Source organism: Streptosporangiales bacterium (genome assembly GCA_009379955.1).
Taxonomy (GTDB): domain Bacteria; phylum Actinomycetota; class Actinomycetes; order Streptosporangiales; family WHST01; genus WHST01.
The window spans coordinates 1-25,616 of record WHST01000093.1 but is presented as its reverse complement, the minus strand read 5'-3'; the positions used below and the strand labels follow the sequence as shown (position 1 = coordinate 25,616).

Here is a 25,616-nt window from a genome sequence, read left to right as displayed (position 1 = left end):
GGCCTGACTCTTTACGCCGTCCTCCGCGAACTCCAGGCCCTACTCGGCGTCTGGACCGGCGCTTGCCGTCTCTGCCTGCAACCCGTCCTGCCACGCCCACCCACCCCCGCAGACTCGACATAACAAAGTACTACTAGGAGTCTGCACCGTAACCCACCCGCACTCGGCACCGCCCCCGCCCACGCGCCCGGCTCGGCGCCTAGGCTCGGCACGTGGACGGGCGGCGCGACTTTCGACTACTTCTCGCGAGCGCTCCGCTCACCTTCGGCAGCTTCGGACTGCTCCTGCCCGTCGTCCCGCTGTGGGCCGAGCACGGCGGGGCGCCGCCTGCCGGGGTGGGAGCCACCAACGCCGCGTTCCTGTTCGTCACCGTGGTCACCCAGGTCGCCGCACCGCGGATACTCCCCCGCCTCGGGCACCGCGAGTCGCTCGTGCTCGGCGCGGTGCTGCTCGGCCTCCCCGTGTTCGCGTACCCCCTCACCACCTCGCTGCCCGCACTCGTCGCGATCAGCGCGCTGCGGGGCATCGGGTTCGCGCTGGTCGTCGTCACCTCGGGCGCGCTGGTCGCCCGGCTTCTCCCCGCGCACCGCCGCGGGCGCGGCGTGGGCCTGTTCGGCCTGTCCATCGGCATTCCCAACGTGCTGTGGCTGCCGGCGGGACCGTGGGCGGCCGAGGTCGCGGGCTTCGCCGTGGTGTTCGTCCTCGGCGGTGTCCTGACGCTCGCGGGAGCGTCGATCGTGGTCGCGATGCGGATCCGGACGCGCGAGCGCGGACGCTCGCGACCCGGCCGCGACCCGGACACCGCCGACCGTCCGGTGCGGTTGCGCTCGCTGGCCACGCCGTTCGCCGTCATGTGCGTCGCGGCCCTGGCGAGCAGCGCGTTCGTGACGTTCCTGCCCGCGGCGTTCGAGGGGGCGAGCGGCGTGACCGCCGGCCTGTTCGCGTACGGCGTCGGCGGACTCGCCGGACGCTGGCTGGCCGGCGAGCTCGGCGACAGGTACCGGCGTCCGGTGCTGCTGGTCCCGGGTGTCTTCCTCTCCGTCGCGGGTCTGCTCGGCCTGCTGGTCGGCGCGAGCACCGACGCTCCCACGGTCGTCCTGGTCGCGGGACTCGCCGGCGGTCTCGCGTTCGGCGTCGGCTTCGGCGCCGTGCAGAACACGACCATGACCGCGATGTTCGACCGGGTGCCGCCGCGCGGCTTCGACCTGGCGAGCACGGCGTGGAACATGGCCTTCGACGCCGGCACGGCAGCCGGCTCACTCGCCATCGGCGTCGCCGCCGGCCTCACCGGCTATCCCGTCACGTTCGCCATCACGGCGGGCCTGCTCGCCGCGACCCTCCCCCTCGCCGTCACACTCGGCCGCCAGACCCGCGCCGTCGACCCGTAGCGCCGTCGCTCCTGTCCGGGCCGGGAGTGCAGCAGTCGCAGCCCGGTCCACACCCGCAGTCCTCGTCGCTGCCGGCGCCGACCATCTCTTCGACCGACACCGTGGCCGGCATGGTGCAGCACATGTCGCCGCGCCAGGCCTCGACGCCTTCCTTGACGGCCACGGCGGCGATCACCAGCGCGGCCACCGGATCTGCCCACGACCAGCCGAACAGACTGTTCAGGCCGAGTCCGACCAGCAGGACGGCCGACAGGTAGGTGCACAGCAGGGTCTGCTTGGAGTCGGCGACCGCGGTCGCCGAGCCCAGCTGCCGACCGGCGCGGCGCTGCGCGTACGACAGGCCGGGCATGACCGCCAGGCTGATCGCGGCCAGCACCAGCCCGACCGTGGAGTGCTGAGGGTCCCCGCCACCCAGTAGCGCGCGAGACGACTCGACCGTCACGTAGGCGGCCAGCGCGAAGAACGACACCGCGATGACCCGCAGCGCGGTCTTCTCCCGCGCCTGCCGGCGCGCGGGATCGCGGGCGGCGAACTGCCAGGCGACCGCGGCCGCCGACGACACCTCGATCACCGAGTCGAGCCCGAACCCGATCAGGGCGGTCGACGACGCCAGCGTGCCCGCGGTGATCGCGACGACCGCCTCGATCACGTTGTAGGAGATCGTCGCCACGACCAGCCACCGCACCCGCCGCGCCAGCGACTCACGTCGCTGCGGTGACACCGCCACCGGCAGCTGCTTGGTCGACAGCCTCGACAACACCGCGGCCATCAGTACGGCACCCCGGTCTCTCCGGGTGGGCAGGCCGGATCCACCGCCAGGACCACGCCGAGCAGATCACCCAGCGCGTGTGCCAGGTCGGGGGCAGCGAGCTCGTACCGGGTCCTGCGGCCCTCCGGCACCGCCACGACCAGGCCGCAGCCGCGCAGGCACGCCAGGTGGTTCGACAGGTTCGTCCGCGACACCGCGAGAGCGTCCGCGAGGTCGGCGGGATAGGCCGGGCCGTCCCGCAGCGCCAGCAGGATCCGGCTCCGGGTGGGGTCGGACAGGGCGTGGCCGAACCTGGCCAGCACCTCGCCATGCGTCGCGACGATCACCATGCCGCGTATCGTACAGCAACGACTGAACTCACGAACTGATGAACTAAGACGGCGACGACCCGACTGGCAGCCGACAAGGACAGCCGGGTCGCCGGACCGGGATCCGCCTGCCGGTCAGCTCGACATGCTGGTGAACATGCCGGGCTCGTAGGAACCCCCCTGTTGGTGCAGGATCACGGCGAGCCGGTTGGCCGCGTTGATCAGGGCGACCAGGGAGACCAGCGCGGCGATCTGGTCGTCGTCGTAGTGCTTGCGCACCTGGGCCCACGTCTCGTCGGACACGCCTTGGTGGGCGTCGGCGAGCCGGGTGCCCTCCTCGGCGAGCGCCAGCGCGGCCCGCTCCGCCTCGGTGAACACGGTGGCCTCGCGCCAGGCGGCGACCAGGTTGAGCCGGACCGCGGTCTCACCTGCGGCGGCGGCCTCCTTGGTGTGCATATCGATGCACCAACCGCAGCCGTTGATCTGGCTGGCACGCAGGCTCACCAGCTCCTGGGTGGCCTTCGACAGCGACGACTGGTCGATCACCATGCCGGCGTTGGCGAACCGCTTGGCGAATTTGACGCCGATCTCGTTCGTCATCAGGTCGATACGGGGTTCCATGACTTCGTCCTCACTGGTGGAGTTGCGTGTCGCGCGGATGGTTCACGCGAGGTCCTGACGACCATGGAGACGCCGGCGGCCCGATCCTTGTGACAGCGCGGCTGTGTGACGTGTTACCCATCTGTGGGTGTCACAAGGCGGTCGGGACGGGCGTCTTGTGCGTGTGGCAACGTCGAGAGCGAACAGGCAGGGAGCCGGCGATGGACGAGCACGACGAGCGAGGGATGGACACTGCCGAGCCGCGTGCTCGTGACGGCCGCCCGGACACTGCTACCGAGGCGTTCATCGCCCACCGCAACCTGCTCTTCACCGTGGCCTACGAGCTGCTCGGCTCGGCCACCGACGCGGAGGACGTACTCCAGGAGACCTGGCTGCGGTGGGTGGATGTCGATCTCGACACGGTGCGGGATCAGCGTGCCTACCTGGTCCGGATCGCCTCCCGCCAGGCGCTCACCCGGCTGCGGACGCTCGCCCGGCGCAAGGAGTCGTACGTCGGCCCCTGGCTGCCCGAGCCGCTGCTGACCGCGCCCGACGTGGCCGAGGATGTCGAGCTCGCCGAGAGCGTCTCGATGGCGATGCTGCTGGTGCTGGATACGCTCGCGCCGACCGAGCGCGCGGTCTTCGTGCTCCGCGAGGTGTTCGACTTCGGGTACGACGAGATCTCGGGAGCCGTCGACAAGAGCCCGGCCGCGGTCCGCCAGATCGCCCACCGGGCACGGGCACACGTCGCCGCGCGCCGCCCACGCGGGGTTGCCTCTCCGGCCGAGACCCGAGGTGCGCTCGAGGCGTTCCAACGGGCGGTCGAGACGGGCGACGTGCAAGGCCTGCTCGACATCCTCGCGCCGGACGTCGTCTTCTTGGGCGACGGTGGCGGAGTCAAGCAGGCCGTGCTGCGGCCCATCGTGGGGGCGGACAAGGTGGTCCGCTTGTTCACCGCCGGCCTCACCTCGGTCGGCGCCGACCTGTCGGTCGAACCGGTGCAGGTCAACGGCGGCCCGGCCCTGATCATGCGGCTCAACGGCGAGATCGACGGCGTCGTCGCCATGCGGATCGACGACGGCCTGGTCACCGGGTTCTACTACGTGCGCAATCCGGAGAAGCTGTCGCGGGTGGAGCGGGAGAACGCCGTGAGCCGCTGAGTCCGGCTGCTCCAGCGCCGACCGGCCAGCCAGTCGCTGGGAGCTGGCGTTCCTTGTCGCGGAGATGCTGCAGCGCGCCTGAGGTCACTCCCCGTCGCCGGTGGCGAACCCTCACCTCGATCGACGGTGAACGGCCCTGCGTCAGCGTGCCCAGGTGGTGCCCTGTGCTGGGGGACGTCGAGTGTGAGGACACAAGCCATGATCAAACGTCTGTTAGCTGCGGTATCCGCCGTGGGTGTCGCGTTCGCCGGGCTCGTCGTGATGGCGCCCGCGGCTGATGCGGCGAGCCGGGTGCAGATCACCAAGGTCTACTTCGACGTGCCGGGGTCGGACACGCCACGGACCAACACCAAGCTCAACCAGGAGTGGGTCAGGCTCCACAACAGTAGCGGTACCAAGATCTGGATGACGGGTTGGACGTTGCGCGACAAAGGGTCGACGCACGTCTTCCATTTCGGCGCCCACTCCATCGGGCCGCGCGCCACCATCTACGTCCATACGGGCAAGGGCTCCACCACCAGCAGGCACCGCTACTGGGGCTATAGCAACTACGTCTGGAACAACACAGGCGACACGGCCTACCTGCGCAACTCCAACAACACCACCCTGGACACCTGCAAGTTCACGAGTGCCGGCTACTACAAGATCTGCTGACACGACACCGCCCGGGTGGAGTCCACGGGTGGGTGGGCGCAACAGGGATCGAACCTGTGACCCCCTCGTTGTAAGCGAGGTGCTCTACCACTGAGCTATGCGCCCGCTCGTACCGACTTGTCAGTGGCAGACGTGGCGATGGCGACGCCTGGCACTGACGAGTCGCTGGGGTCGGCGGCCAAGCCTACAGGGACGCGAGGGCCTCGGCGTACGCCTCGCTGCTGCGCGCGTTCGGGATCGCGTTGAGGACCTGCCAGCGGACGACGCCCTCGGTGTCGATCACGAAGGTGCCGCGCCTCGCGGCGCCGAGCTCGGTGTCGAAGACGCCGTACTTCTGGGCGGTGTCGCCGTGCGGCCAGTGGTCGGACAGGACGGGGAAGGCCAGGCGCTCCTGCTCGCCGAACGCGCGCTGCACGAAGGTGGAGTCGCACGAGACGCCGACGACCTGTACGTGGTCGTTCTGGAAGTCGGCGATCCGCTTCTGCAGGGCCCTCATCTCGCTGGTGCACACCCCGGTGAACGAGAAGGGGTAGAAGACGAGCAGGACGGCCTTCGAACCGCGGAAGTCGGACAGCCGGACGGTCGCGCCGTACTGGTCGGTCAGCTCGAACTCGGGGGCCTGTGTCCCCACCGGTAGAGCGCCGTCGATGGTGTCCTCGCTGCCGACCGTCATTTCCTGCCCTTCGCCCGCGGCGGGACCAGCCTGGTGCCGACCCAGTCTGCCGCCGCACTCACGCTACTGGTCGCCTGCAGGCCCGCCGTGACCGCACTCTCGCTGATGTCACTCGGCTCGATGTACTCGTCGCGCCCTGCCTTGGGGGTCAGGAGCCAGATCACGCCGCCGTCGACGAGCGACGCCGGAGCCTCGAGCAGGCCGTCCGCGGGGTCGCCGTCGCTCTCCCGCCACCACAGCAGGACGACGTCGACGACGTCGTCGTAGTCCTCGTCGACGAGCTCGCCGCCGATGCGCTGCTCGACCGCTTTCCTGAGCGCGTCGTCGCAGTCGTCGTCGTATCCCAGCTCCTGGACCACGAGTCCTTCGCTGAGCCCTAGGCGGTCGGCCACCGCGCCCTTCTGCCCGTCCGCGTGCTCCGCGGTCGCGCTCACTGGTCGGTCCCTCCTCAAGTCGTCTCCATGCCCTTGCGGCACGAGTGTGGGCGACAGTCCACACAAGTCACCCAGAGTGCGCAAGTAGCCACTGCCATTCGTGACGAAATCCCTATCCCGGAAGGTAGCTGAGCCGTACCCTACGGGCCCGGTTATCGGTGTTCACGTCCACCAGCGTGACGCTCTGCCACGTGCCGAGCGCAAGGCGTCCCCCGACGACCGGCACGCTCGCGTACGGCGGCACGAGCGCGGGCAGGACGTGGGCCCTGCCGTGCCCGCGGGAGCCGTGCGTGTGCCGCCACCGGTCGTCGGCGGGCAGCAGGTCTCCGAGCGCCGCGAGCAGGTCGTCGTCGCTGCCGGCGCCCAGCTCGATGAGGGCCAGGCCGGCGGTCGCGTGGGGCACGAAGACGTGCAGGAGGCCGTCCGACGCACCCACCTCGCCGAGGAACGTCTCGCAGTGCCCGGTCAGGTCGACGATCGCCTCCCGGTCACCGGTCGCGACCTCGATCACTCGCGTGTCCACGGACCCATTCGACCAGGAACGTCCGTACGCCGATCGGCGGCCCACCCGACTACCCGATTCGGGCCCGGACGGCAGATGATGGGATGTGTACTCCAGGCCACAAGCCCGAGACGAAGGTGAAGAGACCAAGGTGTCTGCCGACCGCAAGCGTTTCCATGTCATCAGCGACGGACTACCCAGCCAGCTGCCTGACATCGATCCCGACGAGACCGCCGAATGGCTCGAGTCCCTCGACGACGTGGTCGAGGCGGAGGGCCGCACCAGGGCTCGGTACCTCATGCTTCGCCTCCTGGAGCGGGCCAGGGAGCGCCAGGTGGGCGTGCCCGCGCTGCGCAGCACCGACTACATCAACACCATCCCGCCCGAGCGCGAGCCGTGGTTCCCCGGCGACGAGTACATCGAACGCCGCATCCGGGCGTACATCCGGTGGAACGCCGCGGTCATGGTCAGCCGCGCCAACCGGCCCGGTCTCGGAGTGGGCGGCCACATCGCGACGTACGCCTCGGCGGCCAGCCTGTACGAGGTCGGCTTCAACCACTTCTTCCGCGGCAAGAAGCACGGGTCGGGCGACCACGTCTACTTCCAGGGGCACGCCTCCCCCGGCATCTACGCCCGCGCGTTCCTCGAGGGCCGGCTCACCGAGCAACAGCTCGACGGCTTCCGGCAGGAGAAGTCCACGGCCGGCGGCGGGCTGCCGTCGTACCCGCACCCGCGGCTGATGCCCGACTTCTGGGAGTTCCCGACCGTCTCGATGGGCCTCGGCCCGATCAACTCCATCTACCAGGCCCGGTTCAACCGCTACCTGCAGAACCGGGGCATTAAGGACACGAAGGACTCCCACGTGTGGGCGTTCCTCGGGGACGGCGAGATGGACGAGCCCGAGTCGATCGGCGCCCTGTCGCTGGCCGCCCGCGAGGAACTCGACAACCTCACCTTCATCGTCAACTGCAATCTGCAGCGCCTCGACGGCCCGGTACGCGGCAACGGCAAGATCATCCAGGAGCTCGAGTCGCTGTTCCGCGGCGCCGGCTGGAACGTCATCAAGGTCATCTGGGGCCGCGACTGGGACCCGCTGCTCGCCCAGGACGGCGACGGCGCGCTGGTGAACATGATGAACACCACGCCCGACGGCCAGTTCCAGACGTACGTCATCAGCGAGGGCTCGTACATCCGAGAGACGTTCTTCGGCGGCGACCCGCGGCTGCGCAAGATGGTCGCCGAGATGTCCGACGAGCAGCTGCAGCGGCTGTCGCGCGGCGGCCACGACTACCGGAAGGTCTACGCGGCGTTCGAGGCCGCCCGCGCGCACGTGGGCCAGCCGACCGTCATCCTCGCGCAGACGATCAAGGGCTGGACCCTGGAGAGCTTCGAGGGCCGCATGGCGACCCACCAGATGAAGAAGCTCACCAAGGACGACCTCAAGGAGTTCCGCGACCGGCTCTACCTGCCCATCTCCGACGAGGCGCTCGAGGCCGACCTCCCGCCGTACTACCACCCCGGCCAGGACGACGACGAGATCCAGTACATGATGGAGCGCCGCCGGCAGCTCGGCGGGTTCCTGCCCGAGCGGGTCAACCGCAGCAAGCCGATCGCGCTGCCGGGCGACGAGGCCTACGCCGAGCTGAAGCAGGGCTCGGGCAAGCAGAAGATCGCGACGACGATGGCGTTCGTGCGGCTGCTCAAGGACCTCATCAAGAGCGACGACCTCGGCAAGCGGTTCGTCCCGATCGCGCCCGACGAGTTCCGGACGTTCGGCATGGACTCGCTGTTCCCGTCGCAGAAGATCTACGCGCCGCACGGCCAGCAGTACGAGCCGGCTGACCGCACGATGCTGCTCTCCTACCGGGAGTCGCAGCAGGGACAGCTCCTGCACGAGGGCATCACCGAGTCCGGTGCGATGGGCTCGTTCATCGCGGCCGGCACGTCGTACGCGGTGCACGGCACGCCGATGGTGCCGGTCTACATCTTCTACTCGATGTTCGGCTTCCAGCGCACCGGCGACCAGATGTGGGCCGCCGGCGACTCGATGGCACGCGGGTTCCTGCTCGGCGCGACCGCCGGGCGTACGACCCTGACCGGCGAGGGACTCCAGCACGCCGACGGCCACTCGCCGCTGCTGGCCTCGACCAACCCCGCCTGCGTGCACTACGACCCGGCCTACGCGTTCGAGCTCGCGTACATCGTGCAGGACGGCCTGCGCCGGATGTACGGCTCGAGCGACGAGCACCCGCACGGTGAGAACGTCTTCTACTACCTCACCATCTACAACGAGCCGATCGAGCACCCGGCCGAGCCCGTCGACGTCGACGTCGACGGGATGCTCAAGGGGCTCTACCGCTACCGCGCCGCCACCCTCGGCGGCGACCACCCCAAGGCGCAGATCCTCTCCTCCGGCGTGTCCGTGCCGTGGGCGGTGCAGGCGCAGGAGCTCCTCGCCGAGCAGTGGGGCGTGGCAGCCGACGTGTGGTCCGCGACCTCGTGGAACGAGCTGCGCCGCGAGGCGGTGGCCTGCGAGGAGTGGAACTACCTGCACCCCGACGACGAGCAGCGCACGCCGTACGTCACCACGACGCTGGAGCAGTCCGCGGGGCCGGTGGTGGCGGTCAGCGACTTCATGCGCGCCGTGCCCGACCAGATCTCGCCGTGGGTGCCGGGAGACTGGCTCGCGCTCGGCACCGACGGCTTCGGGTTCTCCGACACCCGCGGCGCCGCCCGCCGGTTCTTCCACGTCGACACCGAGTCGATCGTGCTCGGGGTGCTCACCGCGCTCGCCCGCCAGGGCAGCGTCAAGCACGACGTGCTCAAGCAGGCGATCGACACCTACCGTCTGCACGACGTCCAGGCCGCGGACCCCGGCGAGGCCGGCGGGGAATCCTAGGGAGGGGAGCCGGGCGGGCACGCACCGTGGCGGGACTAGCGCGCCGCCGTCGCCCGAGCTAGTGTCAGCGCACTCGACGGACCCGCAAGCCGACACGCCGAAGAGGGGGCGACGATGTCGTGGAGACCCGCATTCCTGAGGACCAGGCGAGGCCTCGTCACCGACCTCGGCCGGCATCCCAACCTCGAGGAGATCACCGGCATCGTCGGCCAGATCCCGCTGCTCGGAGACGACGATCTCCGGCTGCTCGGTGAGGTGTGGACCAACACCACCGAGGTGGCCGGTGCGCGCGCCCGTGCGCTCGATCCCGACTGCCCGCTCGTCGTCGACGTGCTCCGCACCTTCGACTCGATCAGCGCGACATTCCACGACACGCTCGCCGCATCCGACGACCCCGACGTCGCGAGCATCGGGCTGAAGGCGTTGCGCGACGCGGTCGCCGGCGCGTTCGCCAGGCCCAACCTGACCCGGCGTGAGTACAAGGTGCTGCTGAAGCCGTGGCGCACGGCGTTCCCCGCACCGCGGCTCGACGCCGGTGACATCGGCATCATCACGCCCTACTTCTGAGCTGACCTCTCCGCAGCGCCGGCAGACTCATCTCGTGGGATGGGCTTCACCACGTCCCCTGCACTGGGTGACGTCCTCACACCACCCCGCATGTTTGATATTCTCCGCAGAATAGATCTAAGATTCAATTTGACTCCAGCGTGGTTTGACAGGTGGTCGGTGGGTGCCGTTCGTAAGGGGGCGACGGTGGTAGTGGATCGCAGCACCTTGACGCAGCAGGCGTACACCGCGATCCGCTCCGACATCCTCGCCAACCAGTTCCCACCGGGCTCCAAGATCGTCGTCCGTGTCCTCACCGAACGGCTCGGCCTCTCCCCCACACCGATCAAGGCGGCGCTCGCCGCGCTCGAACGTGAGGGCTTCATCACCGGTGTGCCACACCGCGGCTTCTTCGTGCCCACGGTCAGCCAGAAGGACATGCTGGAGATCTACGAGCTGCGCGAGATGATCGACGGTATCGCGGGCAGGAATGCCGCCAGTTCTCCCCAACGCGCGGAGCTGTGCGAGGTGCTGAGAAAGCTGTTGCACCGCCAGCAGTCACTGGTCAAGCGTGGGCGGCGAGCCGATTTCGTCGACCTCGACATCCAGTTCCACCGGGCGATCTGGCAAGCGGCGGGAAACGGCAGGTTGCTCCAGGCCGTGGAGAACCTGCTGGGCCAGGTCAGGCTCGGCTCGGGCGGCCCCCCGCGCGAGCCGGGGCGGCTCTCCGTCGCCCTCGAGGAGCACGCGTGCATCGTCGACGCCATCGCCGGCGGCGACGCCGTGCGCGCGGAGCGCGAGTGCCGCGCGCACGTGCGGCACGCAGCCGAAGCCTTCAAACGTTTCCATGCCCGCAATCCAGAGGAGACCGGTGAGCGCGACACCTGACCTGGACACCGGCGTCGACGCCGTGCACTCGAGCATCGAGGAGATCATCGCCGAGCTCGACCCACGGCTGCGCGAGCTCAGCCTCGAGCTGCACGCGCACCCCGAGGTCGCCATGGTCGAACATCACTCCGCCGAGCTGCTGCGCACCTGGCTCACCGACGAGGGGTTCCGGGTGCAGGCGCCCGTCGCGGGGCTCGACACCGCCTTCGTCGGTGAGCTCGGCCAGGGCAGCCCGGTGGTGGCCTACCTGCTCGAGTACGACGCGCTGCCCGGCCTCGGACACGGGTGCGGGCACAACCTGATCGCGACCGGCGGCATCGCCGCTGCCACCGCGCTGCGACGGGCGATGCCGGACCTTTCCGGCACCCTGCGCGTCATCGGGACGCCGGGAGAGGAGGGCGCCGGAGGCAAGATCATCGAGCTCGACGCCGGGTTGTTCGACGACGTCGACGCCGCGTTGATGTTCCACCCGGCTGACCGCACGACCGGTATCCGGCACGCGCTCGCGTCGCAACCGATCACCTTCGAGTTCCACGGCAAGGCCGCACACGCCGCGAACAACCCGACCATGGGACGCAGCGCGCTCGCCGCCGTCATCCAGCTCTTCGTCGCCGTCGACGCGATGCGCCAGTTCCTGCCCGAGCCGTCGCGCGTGCACGGCGTCATCCTCGACGGTGGCAAGGCCGCCAACATCGTTCCCGACTACACGAAGGCCGCCTTCCAGGTCCGCGGGGTCACCAGCGCGATCGCCGAGGAACACGTCGAACGCGTGGTCGCCTGCGCCGACGCGGCAGCCGCCGCCACCGGCACGACGGTCGACGTCACGCGCGGCCACATGTACGCGGAACGCAAGAACAACCACACGATCGCCGACCGGGTGATGCACTACCTCAAAGCGGCCGGTGAGAACGTCGAGCCGCCCATCCTGCGCGGCGGCGTCGGGTCCTCGGACATCGGCAACATCAGCCTGCGGCTGCCCGCCATCCATCCATACCTGCAGATCGTCGAGTCCGGCACGGCGGGGCACTCGACGGAGATGGCCGAGGCGGCGGCATCGCCGCGGGCGCACACGGCGATGCTGCGCATGGCGACGGCGTTGGCGAAGACCGGTGCCGACCTGTTCACCGATGCCGCGCTGTTCGCCGCGGTCCGCGCGGAGTTCGCCGCGCGTGGGCCGGACCTGCCGGAGGGGTGAGCCGTCAGGCGGGCGGTGCGAACGCCACGGTGGCGAGCACACCGAGCAGCACGTTCGCGCCGCGTTCGACGTCGGGCCAGTCGGTGTCCTCTGCGGGTGAGTGGCTGTGACCGCCCTTGCTCGGCACGAAGATCATGGCGGTGGTGGCGAGCGTGGCCATGTTCTGCGAGTCGTGGCCGGCTCCCGAGGGGAGGTGCGTCGTGCTGTACCCGCGCTCGACGGCCATCGACTCGATCAGGTCGCGGAGCCCGTCGTCGAGCCGCACCGGGTCGATGGTCCCGTCGGAGACGTACGACGTCGTGACGCCGTGCGCGGCCGCAGCGCGCTCCGCCGCGTGGACGACGGCCCGTTCCAGCTGCTCGATCCGGTCACGTTCGGTGTCCCTGAAGTCCAGCGTCAGCTTCGCCGTTCCCGGCACGACGTTCGACGCCCCCGGTGCCACCTCGAGCAGACCACACGTGAGCACCGCGGTGTCGCTGACGCCGCCTGCGATGTCGGCGAGCCCGGCGAGGAAGGCGCCCGCGGCGCGCAGGGCATCCTGACGCGAGCCCATCGGGGTGGTCCCCGCGTGGTCGGCGCGTCCGTGGAAGGTGAGCTCGCCGCCGCCCAGGCCGACGATGGACGTCACCACACCGATGTCGATGTGCTGCGCCTCCAACCGCGGACCTTGTTCGATGTGCAGCTCGAGGAACGCGTGGACGTCCGCGGGGTCCACCTTCGTGCGCGTCGCCGCGTCGAGGTCCCATCCTGTCGCCGCGAGCGTGTCGACGAGGCGATCGCCGTCTCGTCCGCGCAGTCCGGCGAGCTGGTCGGCGTCGAACCCGCGCGCGAGCGCGCTCGACCCGAAGAGGTGGTGGTAGTTGCCCTCCTCGTCGGTGAACACGACGACCTGCACCGGTCTGCGCAACGCGTCCCTGTGGTCGCTGAGGCAGCGCGCGCACTCGAGCGCGGCGAGCACACCGAGCGCGCCGTCGAACCTGCCGCCGTTGGGCACGCTGTCGATGTGCGAGCCCGACCAGACCGCGGGCAGTGCCGCGGCGGCGGGATCGGTCGGCTCCACGCGGATGAAGACGTTGCCGAGACCGTCCTGCCGCCAGGACAGTCCCGCGTCCTCGACCCGATCCGCGAGCCATCGCCGCGCGGCAGCGTCCGCCACGGAGAACGACGTACGGCTGACGCCGCCGGTCTCCTCGTCCCTACCGATGCGGCCGAGCGCCTCGACGTCACCGCGCAGCCTGGCGATCGAGACGGCGAGATCGTCGTCAGCCATCCACTCCTCCACCGAAGGCGCCATCGTCCGTCACGACGATACGGGGATCCAGCTCACGCGACGAGTCGCGCAGGTACTCGAGGATGTGCCGAGCGACGTCGGGGCGGGCGTGCATGGGTTCGCCGGCCTTGTCGAGCTCGATGGGCAACGGCCGTACGGTCACCGCGTCGGACTCCACCGTGACGTCGAAGACGGCCGACTCGAACCAGGGCCCGCTGCGCAGGATCGGCTTGAGCGCGGGTGTGACCCTGCGGTGGTCGGCAGGCAGCTCCGCCGTGTCGTGGAACACGAAGTTCCCCGTCGAGAAGAGCACCACGCCGTTGCCGTAGAACTCCATCGGATGCACCGTGTGGGGGTGATGGCCGACGAGCACCCGGGCACCCGCGTCGATCAGCCGGTGCGCCAACGGCCGCTGGTACTCGGCGAGCGGCCCCTGGTTCGCCGGCAGGTAGCACCACGGAACGCCCCAGTGCAGGGCGACGACGACGATGTCGGCGTTCCTCGCGGCGCCCGCGATCACCGACTCCGCGCGCTCGACGTCCGCTTCGATCGCCCACGTGTGCACCGTCGGCGGCGAGCCAGGCTGCTCGTCGAGCCGCACACCGTCGAACTCGTAGCTCTGTCCGATCCGGATCGGCGCGAGTCCTGGCCGCACGGAGGTCGCCCGCGAGCCCGGCGGTAGCACCGAGCAGAAGTTGACGAACCCGACCCGTTCACCGCTGCGTGCGGACACGTACACCGGAGCGAGCGCGGCATCGATGTCCTCACCCGCGCCGGCGAACGCGAGGTCGTACTCCCGGAGCGCCGCCATCGTGCCCCGCAGCCCGTCGATGCCGTAGTCGAGCGCGTGGTTCGTCGCGATGGACCAGACGTCGGCGCTGAGCCTGGCGTACTCGGCGGCCATCGCGGGCTCCGAGGTGAGGACGGCGTACTTCTCCCCCGGATACCCCTCGTCGGTCAGCGCGACCTCGAGGTTCGCGATGTTGACGTCGCCACCGGCGAGCAGGTGCAGTGCACTGTCGCCGGGCTTCTCGCCCGCCTCCAGGGAACCGCCCAGCGGGTGGCTGATCGTCGTGTCACCCGCGGCTCTGATCCTCACGATCCGCCCTCCCCGCCGAGACCGGTCTCGGTGCCGAGACCGTGTGTACGCGCGACGCTCAACGCGTGTGCCGCCGCGGTGACGTCGAACAGCCCGATCCCGAGCGACTCGAAGAGCGTCAGGTCGGGCTTCTCCGCCGAGGACGACCCGCCGACCGGCAGCGGTGTGCGTGATCCGCTCACGACCTCGCCGAGCTCGGGCAGCTGCTGCCAGTCGAGGCGGCCGGACTCCACCAGGGCGAGCAGGTCACCGGCCTCGTTCCTGGCCTGTTCGCGGGAGTCGACGACGACCCGGGAACGTGCCACCACCGCGGCGGACACCTCCACCCGTGCCAGCCCGTTGGAGCCGGCCGCGTTGACGTGCGCAGCGTGGCCCACGTCGGCGGAGTCGAGCACCGGTCGGTGCGCCGTCGTCGTCGTGCACACGACGTCCGCGCCCTCGCACGCCTCGGCCACCGAACTCACCGCGCGCACAGTGCACGTGCCGGCGGTGAGCTCGGCTTCGATGCCGGCCGCGCAACGCTCCCTGTTGGCCTGATCCCTGCTGTGGACACGGATCTCACCGATGCGGGGACTGTTCGCCGCTATCGCCAGCGCGTGCGACGTGGCCAGGTTGCCCGAGCCGACGATGCCGAGCACCCGGGTGTCGCCGTGCATGTGTCTGGTGGCCACGGCGGACGCGACTCCGGTACGAAGCACGCCGAGCGCACCGGCGGCCACGATGGCGTCGAGGCCACCGTCGCTGTCACGGTAGAGGAGCACGACATGGTCGTGGCCCCGCCCATGGGCCCCGTACGCCTTCACGCCGACGTATCCGGCACCGGCGTCGGCGCCGGCGAGCACGTGCAGACTCGTCGCGCCGGTCGACAGCCGGGACCGCGGTCGGTGGCCGACGCCGCGCGTATGCCAACGGCGCAACGAGTCCTCGATCACGGCGTACAGCCCGGCGTACGTGACGGACGCACGCACGTCGTCCTCGGTGAGCAGCGTGACCATGTCAGGTGCTCGCCGCACCGAGCACCAGCTCGTCTGGCGACATCCCCTTCGCGATCTTCGGCGGGGTGTGGTACGCCGCCCTGCTGTGGGTGAGCTTCAGCGACAGAGTGGCCTCGGCGAACTTGAGCACCGTCTTCGACGGGTTGATCACCGGGACCCCGAGCTCCTGGGTCAGCTCCTCGGCGACCTCCAGGAAGCCCATGCTCATGCACCCGAGGATCAACACGTCGGCACCGTCTTCGTCGACGGCGGCGCGGCACTGCTCGGCGACCCGCGCCAACGTGGCCGACCTGTCCGTGCCGAGCTCGAGTACCGGTGTGTCGACGGACCGCACCGATGCCAGTGCGTCGCTGACACCTGCCTCCCACGCCATCTTGCGGAACACCGGTGCCCTGCCCGGACCGGTCGCGAGCATGCTGAACCGGTGGCCCAGTGTCGTGGCCAACGCGATGCACACCGCGCCGGGCGCCAGGACGAGCATGTCGGTGATCTCCCGGTGCGCGTCCAGTCCCGGGCCGCTGAAGCAGCCCACGATGCCGGCGTCGAAGCCGTCCTTGTCGGCCTGCAGCACCATCTCTGTCGCCGGCGGCACGCTCAACGCGGACTCGTATCCGGACTCGATCGACGCCGGTCCGTACTCGGAGGTGCGGATGGTCACCTCCGTGCCGGACTCGCTCCACTCCTGCAGCTTCGCGCCCCGCCGTTCGACCTCGGCCGCGCCGAGCGAGGTCAGGTGCATGGGACCGGGAACCAGGTACGCGATACGCCGCTTGATGTCAGTCACGATGTGCCTCTCAGTCCACCGGCTTGCCGTTGACGGTCTGCCCATACGGATCGCGGTGCGACCGGCAGAACCCGTCGCTCACGACCTCCACACCGTCCAGGTAGACGGCGGCCACCCGGCGGACTGCGTCGATGTCGTCGAACGGGTCTCCATCGAGCACGGCGAAGTCGGCTCGTGCACCGACCCGCAACCGACCGATGTCATCGATGCCGAGCAGGTCCGCGCCACCACTGGTCGCAGCACGCAGCGCGGCAGCGGCCGACCAGCCACGCTCGACCATCCACTGGATCTCGTACCCGAACAGACCGTGCATCGAGTCGGTGCCGAGTGCCACGCGCACGCCGGTCTCGCGTACCTGCTGCGCCACGCGTTCCGTGCTGGCCCGCGCCTCCTTCACCTTCTTCATCACGGCAGGCTCGCCCGCGTCGCCGCGTTCGATCCCACTGGGGTGGAAGAGGATGGTGCTCGTCATCACCAGCCAGGTGCCGTGCTCCACCATGGCGGCGATGCTCTGGTCGGTGAGCATCGCGCCGTGCTCGATGGAGTGGATGCCTTTCGCCACCGCCAAGTCCACGCCGGGACCTCCGTGCGCGTGCGCGGACACGTGCAGCCCTGCCTTCGCCGCCTCGTCGACGATCGCCGCGATCTCGTCGGCCGAGTACTGCGACTCTCCCAGCGACGTGTTCGTCGAGGAGACACCGCCTGTCGTGTAGATCTTTACGTGGTCGGCACCTGTCCGCACCCGCTCGGCGACCGCGGCGCGCAGGTCGTCGACACCGGCCACGCCGCCCAACGCGCTCCCGTGCCCGTCGGGTGGCGCGAGCCCGATGCCGCAGACGGTCAGTCGCGGACCACACGCCTCACCCCTGGCGAGCGCGGTGCGGAACTCGACGTCGATGTCGAAGCCCTCGTTCATGATCCGCGCGGTCGTGACGCCGGAGAGCAGCATCTGGCGCAGGTTCTCCGCAGCCCGTACCGTCTGCCGCGACACGGGTTTGGACCGTTGCCCCGGCTGGTTGCCCTCCCCCGGCCGCAACGTCACGTGCGTGTGCGCGTCGACGAAACCCGGCACGATCACCCGCTCGCCGAGATCGACCCTCGTGACACCTGGCCCGGCGAACTCGTCCCATTCCCCGACGCCGGCGACCCGGCCGTCGACGGCGAGCACGCCAGCGCCTGGGCGCAACGCGTCGCTCACACCGTCGAACAGGCCCTTCCCGGCATAGAAGACACCGCTACTCGTGTCACCCATCCGGTTACCAGATCTCCTCGAGCACCCGCATGATGTTGCCGCCCGTGACCTTGTTGATGTCCTCGTCGCTGTACCCGTGCTTGACCAGCCAGCCGACGATGTTGAAGAAGTTCTCCGTGGGGTTCTCCAGACCCGCGACGTACGGCACCTTCTCGTACGTCGGCCCCGAGTGCGCCTGGTGCACACCGAAGTGACCGGCGAAGGTGTCATGCGTCGCGACGTGGTCGCCGTAGTGCGTGTCAGGACCGAAGGCGACGTGGTCGATGCCCATCAGGTTCACGCAGTACTCGAAATGGTCCATCACCGAGTCGATGGTGTGCAACGGGTGGTCGTGGGAGATCGTCGTGTGCGGCGCGGCCTCGATGCCGATCACGCCACCGGTCTCGGCGCATCCGGTGAGAACCTCGTCCGGCATCATCCGCGGCGTCGGCCAGATCGCGCGGGCACCGGCGTGGGTGATGAGCACGGGCTTGCTCGACGCCTCGAACGTGTCCAGGCTGGTCTGGTCACCGGCGTGCGACACGTCCACCGCGATACCGAGCTTGTTCATCCGCTCCACGGCACGCTTGCCGAGCACGGTGAGGCCGCCGTCCCTCGACTCCTTCAACCCGGAACCGAGCGAGTTGGACTCGGAGTACGCGACGCCGATCTGGCGCACACCGTACCCGTAGAGGATGTCGAGCCTGTCCACCTCGTTCTCGATCGGGGTGGCCGACTCCAGGCACAGCACCAGCGCGAGCTGCCCGTTCTCCTTCGCCCGCACGATGTCGTCGACGGAGTAGCCGATGATGACGTAGTCCTGGTGGGCGATGTCGGAGAGGCGCATGCCCATGTCGATGATGACGTCGTCCCACTTCCAGCCCCACTTGCTCGTGACGCAGGAGATGCCGTTCATCAGGTTGTCGAACACCGCCGTCATGCCCGACCGGGAGAGGCCCTCGTAACCGGTCCTGTACCGGCCCGTGCGAATCAGTTGGATCAGCTCGCTGATCTTCTCGACCCGTACGTTGGGGTGCTCGTGCAGGCTGATGATGATGTTGTCGTCGATGAGGCCGACGGTCCGCGCGACCTGGTCCTCGGTGAGCCCGAGGTCGTACAGCGGTACCCGGCCCAGCTCGGGAACCAGCTTGAACTCGTCGTAGTCGGCGCCGGCTTCGAGGTACGAGTACGACCTGTAGCCGTTGTACCGCGTCTTCTTGAACCTGATCGGGAACTCGTTGTCACTCAACGACTCTCACCCTTTCGCTGTCGATGACTCTGCTGGCTTGTCGATCGTTCGGGCTCTGGAAAGACCTCGTCGAGCCTGGTGAGCGCGTCCTCGGCGAAATGACACGCCACCTGTCTCGCCCCCGATGGATGTGCCTCCACCGACCGCAGGGCGGGAGTCTTCGTGCCGCATGTCTCCGCGGCCATCCGGCACCTCGTGTGGAACCTGCACCCGGACGGCGGTTCCGCGGGACTCGGCGGGTCACCCTTCAGCAGGATGCGGGAGCCGAGCCGCCCACGCCGGCCCCGGTCGACCACAGGTGACGCGGACAACAGTGCCTGCGTGTACGGGTGCGCGGGCCCGTCGAAGATGGCCGCGGCATCACCCTCTTCGGCCATGCGGCCCAGGTACATGACGCAGACCCGGTCGGACACCTGGCGTACGACGGTGAGGTCGTGGCCGATGAACACGATGGCCATGCCGAGCGATCGCTGCAGGCCGTAGAGCAGGTTCACGATCTGGGCCTGCACCGAGACGTCGAGCGCGGACACCGGCTCGTCGCAGACGAGCACCTCGGGTTCGAGAGCGAGCGCTCTGGCGATGCCGATCCGTTGCCGCTGCCCGCCGGAGAACTGGTGCGGATGCCGGGACATGACGTCGGTCGGCAGACCGACAAGACCGAGCAGCTCCGCCACCCTGTCCCGGTACTTCCCGCGTCCGGCTCCCTTCACCTTGCGGTGCACGCGAAGCGGTTCCGCGATGATCTCGAACACGGTCATCCGCGGGTCGAGTGACGCGTACGGGTCCTGGAAGACCATCTGCACCCGTTCGCGCAGCCGCATCCGCGCCCTCCCCCTGACGAGCGCGAGGTCCGTGCCGCGGTAGTGGATCGAGCCTGAGTCGGCCCGTTCGAGACCGACGAGCAGCCTCGCCAGGGTCGTCTTGCCCGACCCCGACTCCCCGACGATGCCGACGGTCTCGTCCTTGTGCAGCGTCAGGCTGACCCCGTCGACCGCACTGACCCTGGCGCGTCCCAGCCCTAGCTTGCCGGTGACGAACGTCTTGGTGAGGTCACTGGCCTGGAGGACCACCTCGTCATTCGCTGCCACGATGCACCTCCTCCGCGCGATGACAGGCCGTCATCCGACCGGCGAACTCGACGAGGGGCGGCCGGGTCGACTCGCACTTCTCGACCGCCCAGGCACACCGCGGGTGGAACGCACAGCCGGACGGTAGCCGCAGGGGGTTCGGTGGACTGCCGGGGATGAGCGCGAACTCCTCGCGCCGTCCACCTGCCCGCGGTACCGACGCCAGCAGCGCCTCGGTGTACGGGTGGCTCGGCCGGTCGAACAGGTCGTCGGCGGTCCCTGCCTCGACGATGCGCCCGCCGTACATCACGGCGGCCCGGTCGGCGATCTCCGAGACGACACCGAGGTCGTGCGTGATGAAGAGGACCGCCATGTTCAACCTCTGCCGGAGCGTGTCGAGCAGCTCCAGGATCTGCGCCTGGATCGTCACGTCGAGCGCCGTGGTCGGCTCGTCGGCGATGAGCAGCTCGGGCTCGAGGGCGATCGCCATGGCGATCAGGATGCGTTGCCGCATGCCGCCGGAGAACTCGTGCGGGTACTGCCCGATCCGTCTCTTCGGGGCCGGGATGCCGACCATCGCCAGCAGCTCGGTGGCACGTTCCTTCGCCTCGCGACGGGAGACGCCCCGGTGCGCGCGGAAGAGCTCACCGATCTGGTCGCCGATGCTGAGCACCGGGTTGAGCGCCGAGAGCGCATCCTGGAAGACCATGCTCATCCGGTTGCCGCGGATGCGTCTGCGCTCGTTCTCCGACAGCCGCAACAGGTCGGTGCCGGCGAGCGACATCTCGTCCGCCTCGACCGTGGCGTTCGGCGTCTGCAGTCCCATGATCGCCCGTGCGGTGGCGGACTTGCCCGAGCCGGACTCCCCGAGCAGGGCGAGCAGCTCACCGCTGCCGATCTCGAGGTCGACGTCGGAGGCGGCCGCCAGCGTGCCGCGGCGGCTGCCGAACGTCACGGAGAGGCCCTGGACACGCAACACCGTTCGCCGCCTGGTCGCTACGTCCATCGCTACCGCTCCCAGATCCGTGCGTGGCGGGCGTCGTCGTAGGCGATCGACACGAGGATCGCCGACAGGACGAGCAGGAAGATCGCGAGCGAGGGGAACAGTGCGGTCCACCACGCGCTCTGCATGGCACCGGACTGCTGCGCCTCGAACAGGATGCGACCCCACGACCAGGCGTTCGGGTCGCCGACGCCGAGGAAGGACAGGCCGGCCGCGACCAGCACCGCGCGCGACACCGTCAGCACCAGCGCGACGACCACCACGGGTGCGACCGCGGGGACGATGTGCCTACGGATGATCCAGAAGCTCGAGCCACCCACCACGCGCGCCGCGTCGACGTACGGCAGTCGCACCACGGTCAGCCCCTGGGAGCGGACAATCCGCGCGACCTCCGGCCAGCTGAAGAAGGCGATCACGAGGACGACGGTGACCTGGCTCGGCCCGACCAGCGCGGCGACCAGCAGCATCAGTGGCAGCACCGGCAACGAGAGCACGAGGTCGACGACGACGCCGACGGCCCCGTCGAGCCACTTGAAGTAGACGCTCGTCACGGCGAGCACGAGACCGAGCGCCACCGCGAGTATCGTCGCGGCGACCGCGGTCAGCAGGCTCGACCTGGTGCCCCAGACGACCTCGCTGAAGATGTCCCTTCCGAGCCCGTCGGTGCCGAACCAGTAGGTGGACGAGGGACCCACCAGCACTCTCGGGCCGTGCCCCGACGGGTAGTCGGCGATCAACGGAGCCGCGACGGCGACGACGGCGAACAACGCCATCACGCCGATCGCCGCCATGCCCAGCGGGTTGCGCCGGAACGCCGTCCAGGTCACCCGCGCCGCCGCCGGCTCGTCCGGCTCGGTCAGTTGCGTGTCCGGCACGCTGAGCTGTGTCGTCATGCCGTCCTCACTCGCGGGTCGAGGATCCCGTAGGCGACATCGGTGACCAGGTTGGCCAGGATCACGGCGGCCGCCAGGAAGATGAAGGCGCCTTGCAGGACGGGGAAGTCCAACTGCGTGACCGCTTCGAAGATCGCGCGGCCGACCCCTGGGTACGCGAACACCGTCTCGGTCAGGACCGCGCCGCCCGCCAGGTGTCCCAACTGCAGGCCGAGGAGTGTCGTCGCCGGCAGCAACGCGTTGCGCAGGGCGTGCTTCCAGACGACAGAGCGGTTCGGCAGCCCCTTCGCCCTGGCCAGCTCGCAGTACTCACCGCCGAGCGACTCGACCAGCGTCGAGCGCATCACCAGCACGTACGAGCCGAGGCTGATCAGGGCCAGGCTGATGCACGGGAGGACGACGTGTCTCGCCACACTCCAGTACCACTCTCCCCCGTACGTGTTGAGCTCGTAGGCGCCGCCGATGGGGAACCAGCCGAGCATGAGGCCGAAGAGGTAGAGCAGGAATATGCCCATGCTCGGCACGAACAGGGACTGTCCGGCCACGCCGAGGACCTGCACGCCGCGGTCCACGAACGTCCGCGGATGCGTGGCCGCGAAGACGCCGAGCGGGATGCCGATGCAGACCGTCAGCAACAGAGCCAGGCCGGTGAGCAGGAGCGTCCAGGGCAGCCGCTCCATCAGCACGTCGGTGACCGGTACACGCTGGCTGAACGAGACGCCCAGGTTGCCGTGCGCCAGTTGCCAGAGGTACTTGCCGTACTGCACGACCAGCGGCTCGTCGAGTCCGTAGTCCGCGCGCAGCTGGCTGCGGGCCGCGTCGGTCATGAAGTCGGTGTTCGCCACGGCGAGCGTGGGATCGCCGGGAAGCAGGCGCAGCAACAGGAAGGTGACGGTCGCGGCGGCCCACAGCGTGACGAAGGCGCGGAGGACCTTCCGTCCCACGAAGGCTGCGAAAGTGTGCATCGTCTCGACCTCCGCCGGCTCAGTCCGTCGTCCGCTTGACGTTGGCGATCGATCTGGCGGTGACGATCGACAGCACGTCACTCGGGCGCACGATGAAGCCGGACAACGCCGAGCTGTACGCGTAGTAGAAGTCCTGGGTCATGATGACGTCGTCGATGACCTCGTCGTGGACCCGTTTCGAGATCGCGTGCACCGTCTGCACCTGCGTCTCGCCGCTGGTGGTGAGCGCCTTCTGCACCTGCGCCGTCAGCGAGGGGTCGTTGACGAAGGAGAAGTTGTTCGGGCCACCGGGGAGCAGCAGGTTGGCCAGGCTTCCCGGGCCGAAGTTGATGCCGAAGTTCCCGGTGTAGATGTCGAAGTCACCCGCGACGCGTTTAGCCAGCCAAGTGTTCCGCTCCATCCCCCGCGGCTTGATCCGCAGGCCGGCCTTCGCCGCCGACTCCTTGATCAGGTCCACCATCTGCACGCTGCCGATGTCCTGGAGCGAGTAGATGAGCTCGTAGGTGCCGGGGAACATCCCGTCCTCGTCGGCCTTGAACCCGGCCTTGCGCATCAACCGGCGGGAGAGTTCAGGGTCGTACTCGTACTCCTTCAGACTCGGGTCGAAGTACTTCTCCAGGCTCGCCGGGATCGGGCCGCTGTGCGTCGATCTCGCCTGTCCCTGGAAGACGGTCTTCCTGATGTCCTCGTTGTCGATCGCGTGCGCGAACGCCTTGCGCACCAGGACCGAGTTGAACGGCTTGCGCTTCATGTTGAAGGTGACGTCGGTGAACCCGATGCCGGGAACCTTGACGATCTTCAACCCTTCGGTCTTGCGCAGGATGTTGCTCTGCACGGGCGGCAGCGGGTTGGCGATCGCGTCGACCTCCCCGTTGCGCAGCGCGAGGATCTCGCTGTTGACGTCCGGGTACACGCGATAGTTGATCGTCTTCATGATCGGCGTGTCGCTCGGCGCAAGCGGGAACGGCGTCACCCGTTCCAGGGTGTAGCTGTAGCCGGGCACGACCTTGGTGAGGTTGTACGGGCCCGCGCTGACCCAATCCTTGTTGTTGGTGAACTTGTTCAGGTCACCGACCTTGCTGAAGACGTGCTTCGGGACGATCTTCATCCAGAAGCCGATGCCGACCTCGAGCACGACGCGGTCCGGCCTGGCGAGGGTGAACTCGACCCTGGTCTTCGACACCGCCTTGGCCGACTCGGTGTTCCTGGCGTAGGCGTAGGCGAGGCCGCTGACGATCTTGTGCTTCTTCGTGGCGTTGAACGTGAACGCCACGTCGTCCGCGGTCAGCGGCGTGCCGTCGCTCCACCTCATGTCGTCGCGGATCTCGACGTACGCCTTGAGTGGGTTCTCGTAGCCCCACTTGGTCGCCAGGCTCGGCACGAAGGAGCCGTCGGTCTTCAGCTCGAGCAGCGACGGGTACATCAGCGAGGTGATCCACTGGTCCGTGCGGCTGACACCGAGCATCGGGTTCAGGTTGAGGCCGCCGGTGTTGGTCGCGAGGGTGAGGGTGTCCTTGCCGCCCGTGCCCGACGAGCCGGGCGTCGGCGGACTGCAGGCCGGGAGCAGGGCGGCCGACAGCGCGAGTGTGACGGCCGTGACGAACCCGAACGGTGCACGACGTCGACTGGTGCAGGTTCGGCGGAGGTGCATGGCGTTGCTCCCGGTCGTGCCCATCGGCGTACCCCCGGCGTGCAGCAGCAGGTGAACGGCCGCCCTCGGTCGTCCAGCTCGTGGTCCTCGACGGCGCCCTTGCCCGGATCCGACTGAATAGATTTTGAATTCAGAGTTGATGGGTTGTCAAGAGTTGACGGAGAGTGACCGGAGCGGGGGACGTTCACTACCGAATATGCAGATGTCCGCACGGCTCGGCGGTCAGGGCACCTGGTGGGTGCGGGTCCAGGAGAGCAGGTCGTCGAGGGGCCAGGTGTTGACGACGCGTTCCACCGGGACGCCGCAGGCGACCGCGCGTTCGCAGCCGGCGGGCTGCCAGTCGAGCTGGCCGGGTGCGTGCGCGTCGGTGTCGATGGTGAACAGGCAGCCCGCCTCGACGGCGAGCCGCAGCAGCCGCTTCGGCGGGTCGAGCCGGTCCGGTCGGCAGTTGATCTCGACCGCGACCCCGAACCTCCGGCACGCCTCGAAGACGATCTCGGCCTCGAACGCGGACTCCTTGCGGTGCCGCTTCCCCACGATCTTGCGGCCGGTGCAGTGCCCGAGGACGTCGACGTTCGGGTTGGCGATCGCCGTGACCATGCGTCTGGTCATGTCCGGCAGCGGCATGTCGAGCTTGGAGTGGGAGCTGGCGACGACGACGTCGAGCTCGGCGAGCAGGTCGGCGTCCTGGTCGAGTGCGCCGTCGGCGAGGATGTCGACCTCGATGCCGGCGAGGAGGCGGAACGGCGCCATCCGCTCGTTCACGTCACGGACGACGCCGAGCTGCTCGCGCAGGCGTTCCGCGGTGAGGCCGTTCGCGACCGTCAGCCGTGGCGAGTGGTCGGTCAGCGCCTGGTAGTCGTGGCCGAGGCCGCGCGACGTCTCCGCCATGACGTGGATCGGGCTGCCGCCGTCGGACCACTCCGAGTGCGAGTGCAGGTCGCCCCGCAGCGCGGCACGCACACTCGCCGCCGCCTCGCCGAGATCCTCGCCCGCCGTGTCCTCGAGCCGGCGCAGGTAGACGGGGACCTCACCGGCGTACGCCTCGGCGATCGCGGTCGCCGTGACCTTGCCGATCCCCGTCAGGTCCTGCAGCGTGCCCGCCCGTACGCGTCGCGCCAGGTCGCCGGCGTCGAGAGCGCCGACCACGCCGGACGCCGTACGGAACGCCTTGACGCGGTACGTCGGCTCGCCGGCACGCTCGAGCAGGAACGCGATCCGGTCCAGCGCCTCGACAGGGTCCACGAGGAAAGCTACTAGGGATGCGCTGATTTTCTGGTTCGTCCGGGGTGCCGTCTGGCTGGGTGCTGGGGATCGCGGAATGATGAGGTGTGCGCAGCGATCAGGCCAGTTTCACCGATGTCGAGTACGGCAACCGTCGACGGGTCTCCCG

General features: G+C 69.2%; 24 protein-coding genes, 1 tRNA gene and 1 pseudogene. 6 read left to right on the top strand and 20 right to left on the bottom strand.

Annotation, left to right across the window (positions count from 1 at the left end; translation table 11 throughout):
* The first annotated feature begins 212 nt into the window (after positions 1–212).
* The gene (locus GEV10_23250) at positions 213–1,388 is read left to right on the top strand and encodes an MFS transporter (protein MQA81363.1); all 1,176 of its coding nucleotides are present in this window, start codon (positions 213–215) and stop codon (positions 1,386–1,388) included.
* Here the strand turns inward: GEV10_23250 and GEV10_23245 are convergent.
* The 3 genes from GEV10_23245 to GEV10_23235 form a co-directional block, all read right to left on the bottom strand.
* Complete coding sequence (locus GEV10_23245; protein ID MQA81362.1) at positions 1,351–2,157, bottom strand: cation transporter; 807 nt, start codon at positions 2,155–2,157, stop codon at positions 1,351–1,353. The genes GEV10_23250 and GEV10_23245 overlap by 38 nt on opposite strands.
* Positions 2,157–2,486 carry a metalloregulator ArsR/SmtB family transcription factor gene (locus GEV10_23240; protein ID MQA81361.1) on the bottom strand — a complete coding sequence of 110 codons (330 nt, stop codon included), beginning with the start codon at positions 2,484–2,486 and terminating at the stop codon, positions 2,157–2,159. The genes GEV10_23245 and GEV10_23240 overlap by 1 nt, the downstream gene beginning before the upstream one ends.
* 114 nt (positions 2,487–2,600) lie before the next feature.
* Positions 2,601–3,086, bottom strand: a complete 486-nt coding sequence (locus GEV10_23235; GenBank protein ID MQA81360.1) for a carboxymuconolactone decarboxylase family protein — start codon at positions 3,084–3,086, stop codon at positions 2,601–2,603.
* 224 nt (positions 3,087–3,310) lie between these two features.
* Here GEV10_23235 and GEV10_23230 point away from each other — a divergent pair, with 224 nt between their 5' ends.
* Together GEV10_23230 and GEV10_23225 are read left to right on the top strand one after the other, a co-directional pair.
* Positions 3,311–4,225: an RNA polymerase sigma-70 factor gene (locus tag GEV10_23230; GenBank protein MQA81359.1), complete on the top strand. Its 915-nt coding sequence runs from the start codon at positions 3,311–3,313 to the stop codon at positions 4,223–4,225.
* Positions 4,226–4,423: 198 nt separating this feature from the next.
* On the top strand, positions 4,424–4,879 hold the full coding sequence (locus tag GEV10_23225) for a lamin tail domain-containing protein (protein ID MQA81358.1): 456 nt from the start codon (positions 4,424–4,426) through the stop codon (positions 4,877–4,879).
* Positions 4,880–4,912: 33 nt separating this feature from the next.
* On the opposite strand, the gene GEV10_23220 is transcribed toward GEV10_23225, so the two are convergent.
* The 4 genes from GEV10_23220 to GEV10_23205 all read right to left on the bottom strand — a co-directional run bounded on the left by GEV10_23220 (position 4,913) and on the right by GEV10_23205 (position 6,509).
* Positions 4,913–4,984, bottom strand: a tRNA-Val gene (locus GEV10_23220).
* 79 nt (positions 4,985–5,063) lie between these two features.
* A complete protein-coding gene (locus GEV10_23215; protein ID MQA81357.1) occupies positions 5,064–5,552 on the bottom strand; it encodes a redoxin domain-containing protein in 489 nt (162 codons plus the stop codon).
* Positions 5,549–5,986 carry a DUF3052 family protein gene (locus GEV10_23210; protein MQA81356.1) on the bottom strand — a complete coding sequence of 146 codons (438 nt, stop codon included), beginning with the start codon at positions 5,984–5,986 and terminating at the stop codon, positions 5,549–5,551. Before GEV10_23210 ends, GEV10_23215 begins: the two co-directional genes overlap by 4 nt.
* 112 nt (positions 5,987–6,098) lie before the next feature.
* Entirely contained in the window at positions 6,099–6,509 is a 411-nt protein-coding gene (locus GEV10_23205; GenBank protein ID MQA81355.1) for a YjbQ family protein, read from the bottom strand.
* A 130-nt stretch (positions 6,510–6,639) separates the two neighbouring features.
* Here GEV10_23205 and aceE point away from each other — a divergent pair, with 130 nt between their 5' ends.
* Positions 6,640–9,387, top strand: a complete 2,748-nt coding sequence (aceE, locus tag GEV10_23200; GenBank protein MQA81354.1) for a pyruvate dehydrogenase (acetyl-transferring), homodimeric type — start codon at positions 6,640–6,642, stop codon at positions 9,385–9,387.
* A gap of 352 nt (positions 9,388–9,739) precedes the next feature.
* Here the strand turns inward: aceE and GEV10_23195 are convergent.
* A pseudogene (locus tag GEV10_23195) lies at positions 9,740–9,919 on the bottom strand (hypothetical protein).
* A gap of 74 nt (positions 9,920–9,993) precedes the next feature.
* Here GEV10_23195 and GEV10_23190 point away from each other — a divergent pair.
* Both GEV10_23190 and GEV10_23185 read left to right on the top strand, forming a co-directional pair.
* The gene (locus GEV10_23190; protein ID MQA81353.1) at positions 9,994–10,821 is read left to right on the top strand and encodes an FCD domain-containing protein; all 828 of its coding nucleotides are present in this window, start codon (positions 9,994–9,996) and stop codon (positions 10,819–10,821) included.
* The gene (locus GEV10_23185) at positions 10,781–12,016 is read left to right on the top strand and encodes an amidohydrolase (protein MQA81352.1); all 1,236 of its coding nucleotides are present in this window, start codon (positions 10,781–10,783) and stop codon (positions 12,014–12,016) included. Before GEV10_23190 ends, GEV10_23185 begins: the two co-directional genes overlap by 41 nt.
* Positions 12,017–12,020: 4 nt before the next feature.
* On the opposite strand, the gene GEV10_23180 is transcribed toward GEV10_23185, so the two are convergent.
* The 12 genes from GEV10_23180 to GEV10_23125 form a co-directional block, all read right to left on the bottom strand.
* A complete protein-coding gene (locus GEV10_23180; GenBank protein MQA81351.1) occupies positions 12,021–13,310 on the bottom strand; it encodes a hydantoinase/carbamoylase family amidase in 1,290 nt (429 codons plus the stop codon).
* Positions 13,279–14,559, bottom strand: coding sequence for a hypothetical protein (locus tag GEV10_23175; GenBank protein MQA81350.1), 1,281 nt, complete (start codon positions 14,557–14,559; stop codon positions 13,279–13,281). The genes GEV10_23180 and GEV10_23175 overlap by 32 nt, the downstream gene beginning before the upstream one ends.
* Complete coding sequence (locus GEV10_23170) at positions 14,382–15,398, bottom strand: ornithine cyclodeaminase family protein (GenBank protein ID MQA81349.1); 1,017 nt, start codon at positions 15,396–15,398, stop codon at positions 14,382–14,384. Before GEV10_23170 ends, GEV10_23175 begins: the two co-directional genes overlap by 178 nt.
* Positions 15,382–16,209, bottom strand: coding sequence for a hypothetical protein (locus GEV10_23165; protein ID MQA81348.1), 828 nt, complete (start codon positions 16,207–16,209; stop codon positions 15,382–15,384). Before GEV10_23165 ends, GEV10_23170 begins: the two co-directional genes overlap by 17 nt.
* Positions 16,175–17,416: an amidohydrolase family protein gene (locus tag GEV10_23160; GenBank protein MQA81347.1), complete on the bottom strand. Its 1,242-nt coding sequence runs from the start codon at positions 17,414–17,416 to the stop codon at positions 16,175–16,177. The genes GEV10_23165 and GEV10_23160 overlap by 35 nt, the downstream gene beginning before the upstream one ends.
* A 4-nt stretch (positions 17,417–17,420) precedes the next feature.
* Positions 17,421–18,644, bottom strand: a complete 1,224-nt coding sequence (locus tag GEV10_23155) for a diguanylate cyclase (protein ID MQA81346.1) — start codon at positions 18,642–18,644, stop codon at positions 17,421–17,423.
* The gene (locus GEV10_23150) at positions 18,641–19,732 is read right to left on the bottom strand and encodes an ATP-binding cassette domain-containing protein (GenBank protein ID MQA81345.1); all 1,092 of its coding nucleotides are present in this window, start codon (positions 19,730–19,732) and stop codon (positions 18,641–18,643) included. The genes GEV10_23155 and GEV10_23150 overlap by 4 nt, the downstream gene beginning before the upstream one ends.
* A complete protein-coding gene (locus tag GEV10_23145) occupies positions 19,719–20,717 on the bottom strand; it encodes an ATP-binding cassette domain-containing protein (protein ID MQA81344.1) in 999 nt (332 codons plus the stop codon). The genes GEV10_23150 and GEV10_23145 overlap by 14 nt, the downstream gene beginning before the upstream one ends.
* Before the next feature lie 2 nt (positions 20,718–20,719).
* On the bottom strand, positions 20,720–21,607 hold the full coding sequence (locus GEV10_23140; GenBank protein MQA81343.1) for an ABC transporter permease subunit: 888 nt from the start codon (positions 21,605–21,607) through the stop codon (positions 20,720–20,722).
* On the bottom strand, positions 21,604–22,572 hold the full coding sequence (locus GEV10_23135; GenBank protein MQA81342.1) for an ABC transporter permease subunit: 969 nt from the start codon (positions 22,570–22,572) through the stop codon (positions 21,604–21,606). The genes GEV10_23140 and GEV10_23135 overlap by 4 nt, the downstream gene beginning before the upstream one ends.
* Before the next feature lie 19 nt (positions 22,573–22,591).
* On the bottom strand, positions 22,592–24,223 hold the full coding sequence (locus GEV10_23130) for an ABC transporter substrate-binding protein (GenBank protein MQA81341.1): 1,632 nt from the start codon (positions 24,221–24,223) through the stop codon (positions 22,592–22,594).
* Between the two features lie 222 nt (positions 24,224–24,445).
* Positions 24,446–25,468: a PHP domain-containing protein gene (locus GEV10_23125; GenBank protein ID MQA81340.1), complete on the bottom strand. Its 1,023-nt coding sequence runs from the start codon at positions 25,466–25,468 to the stop codon at positions 24,446–24,448.
* Positions 25,469–25,616 lie beyond the last annotated feature (148 nt).

Bases quoted from the DNA above. Each gene is read 5' to 3' on its own strand.
- GEV10_23130 (MQA81341.1), bottom strand. From the start codon at position 24,223: ATGCACCTCCGCCGAACCTGCACCAGTCGACGTCGTGCACCGTTCGGG.
- GEV10_23230 (MQA81359.1), top strand. From the start codon at position 3,311: ATGGACACTGCCGAGCCGCGTGCTCGTGACGGCCGCCCGGACACTGCT.
- GEV10_23185 (MQA81352.1), top strand. From the start codon at position 10,781: ATGCCCGCAATCCAGAGGAGACCGGTGAGCGCGACACCTGACCTGGAC.
- GEV10_23160 (MQA81347.1), bottom strand. From the start codon at position 17,416: ATGGGTGACACGAGTAGCGGTGTCTTCTATGCCGGGAAGGGCCTGTTC.
- GEV10_23165 (MQA81348.1), bottom strand. From the start codon at position 16,209: ATGGGCAGACCGTCAACGGCAAGCCGGTGGACTGAGAGGCACATCGTG.
- GEV10_23245 (MQA81362.1), bottom strand. From the start codon at position 2,157: ATGGCCGCGGTGTTGTCGAGGCTGTCGACCAAGCAGCTGCCGGTGGCG.
- GEV10_23215 (MQA81357.1), bottom strand. From the start codon at position 5,552: ATGACGGTCGGCAGCGAGGACACCATCGACGGCGCTCTACCGGTGGGG.
- GEV10_23145 (MQA81344.1), bottom strand. From the start codon at position 20,717: ATGGACGTAGCGACCAGGCGGCGAACGGTGTTGCGTGTCCAGGGCCTC.
- GEV10_23180 (MQA81351.1), bottom strand. From the start codon at position 13,310: ATGGCGCCTTCGGTGGAGGAGTGGATGGCTGACGACGATCTCGCCGTC.
- GEV10_23240 (MQA81361.1), bottom strand. From the start codon at position 2,486: ATGGTGATCGTCGCGACGCATGGCGAGGTGCTGGCCAGGTTCGGCCAC.
- GEV10_23190 (MQA81353.1), top strand. From the start codon at position 9,994: ATGGGCTTCACCACGTCCCCTGCACTGGGTGACGTCCTCACACCACCC.
- GEV10_23135 (MQA81342.1), bottom strand. From the start codon at position 22,572: ATGCACACTTTCGCAGCCTTCGTGGGACGGAAGGTCCTCCGCGCCTTC.
- GEV10_23225 (MQA81358.1), top strand. From the start codon at position 4,424: ATGATCAAACGTCTGTTAGCTGCGGTATCCGCCGTGGGTGTCGCGTTC.
- GEV10_23140 (MQA81343.1), bottom strand. From the start codon at position 21,607: ATGACGACACAGCTCAGCGTGCCGGACACGCAACTGACCGAGCCGGAC.
- GEV10_23235 (MQA81360.1), bottom strand. From the start codon at position 3,086: ATGGAACCCCGTATCGACCTGATGACGAACGAGATCGGCGTCAAATTC.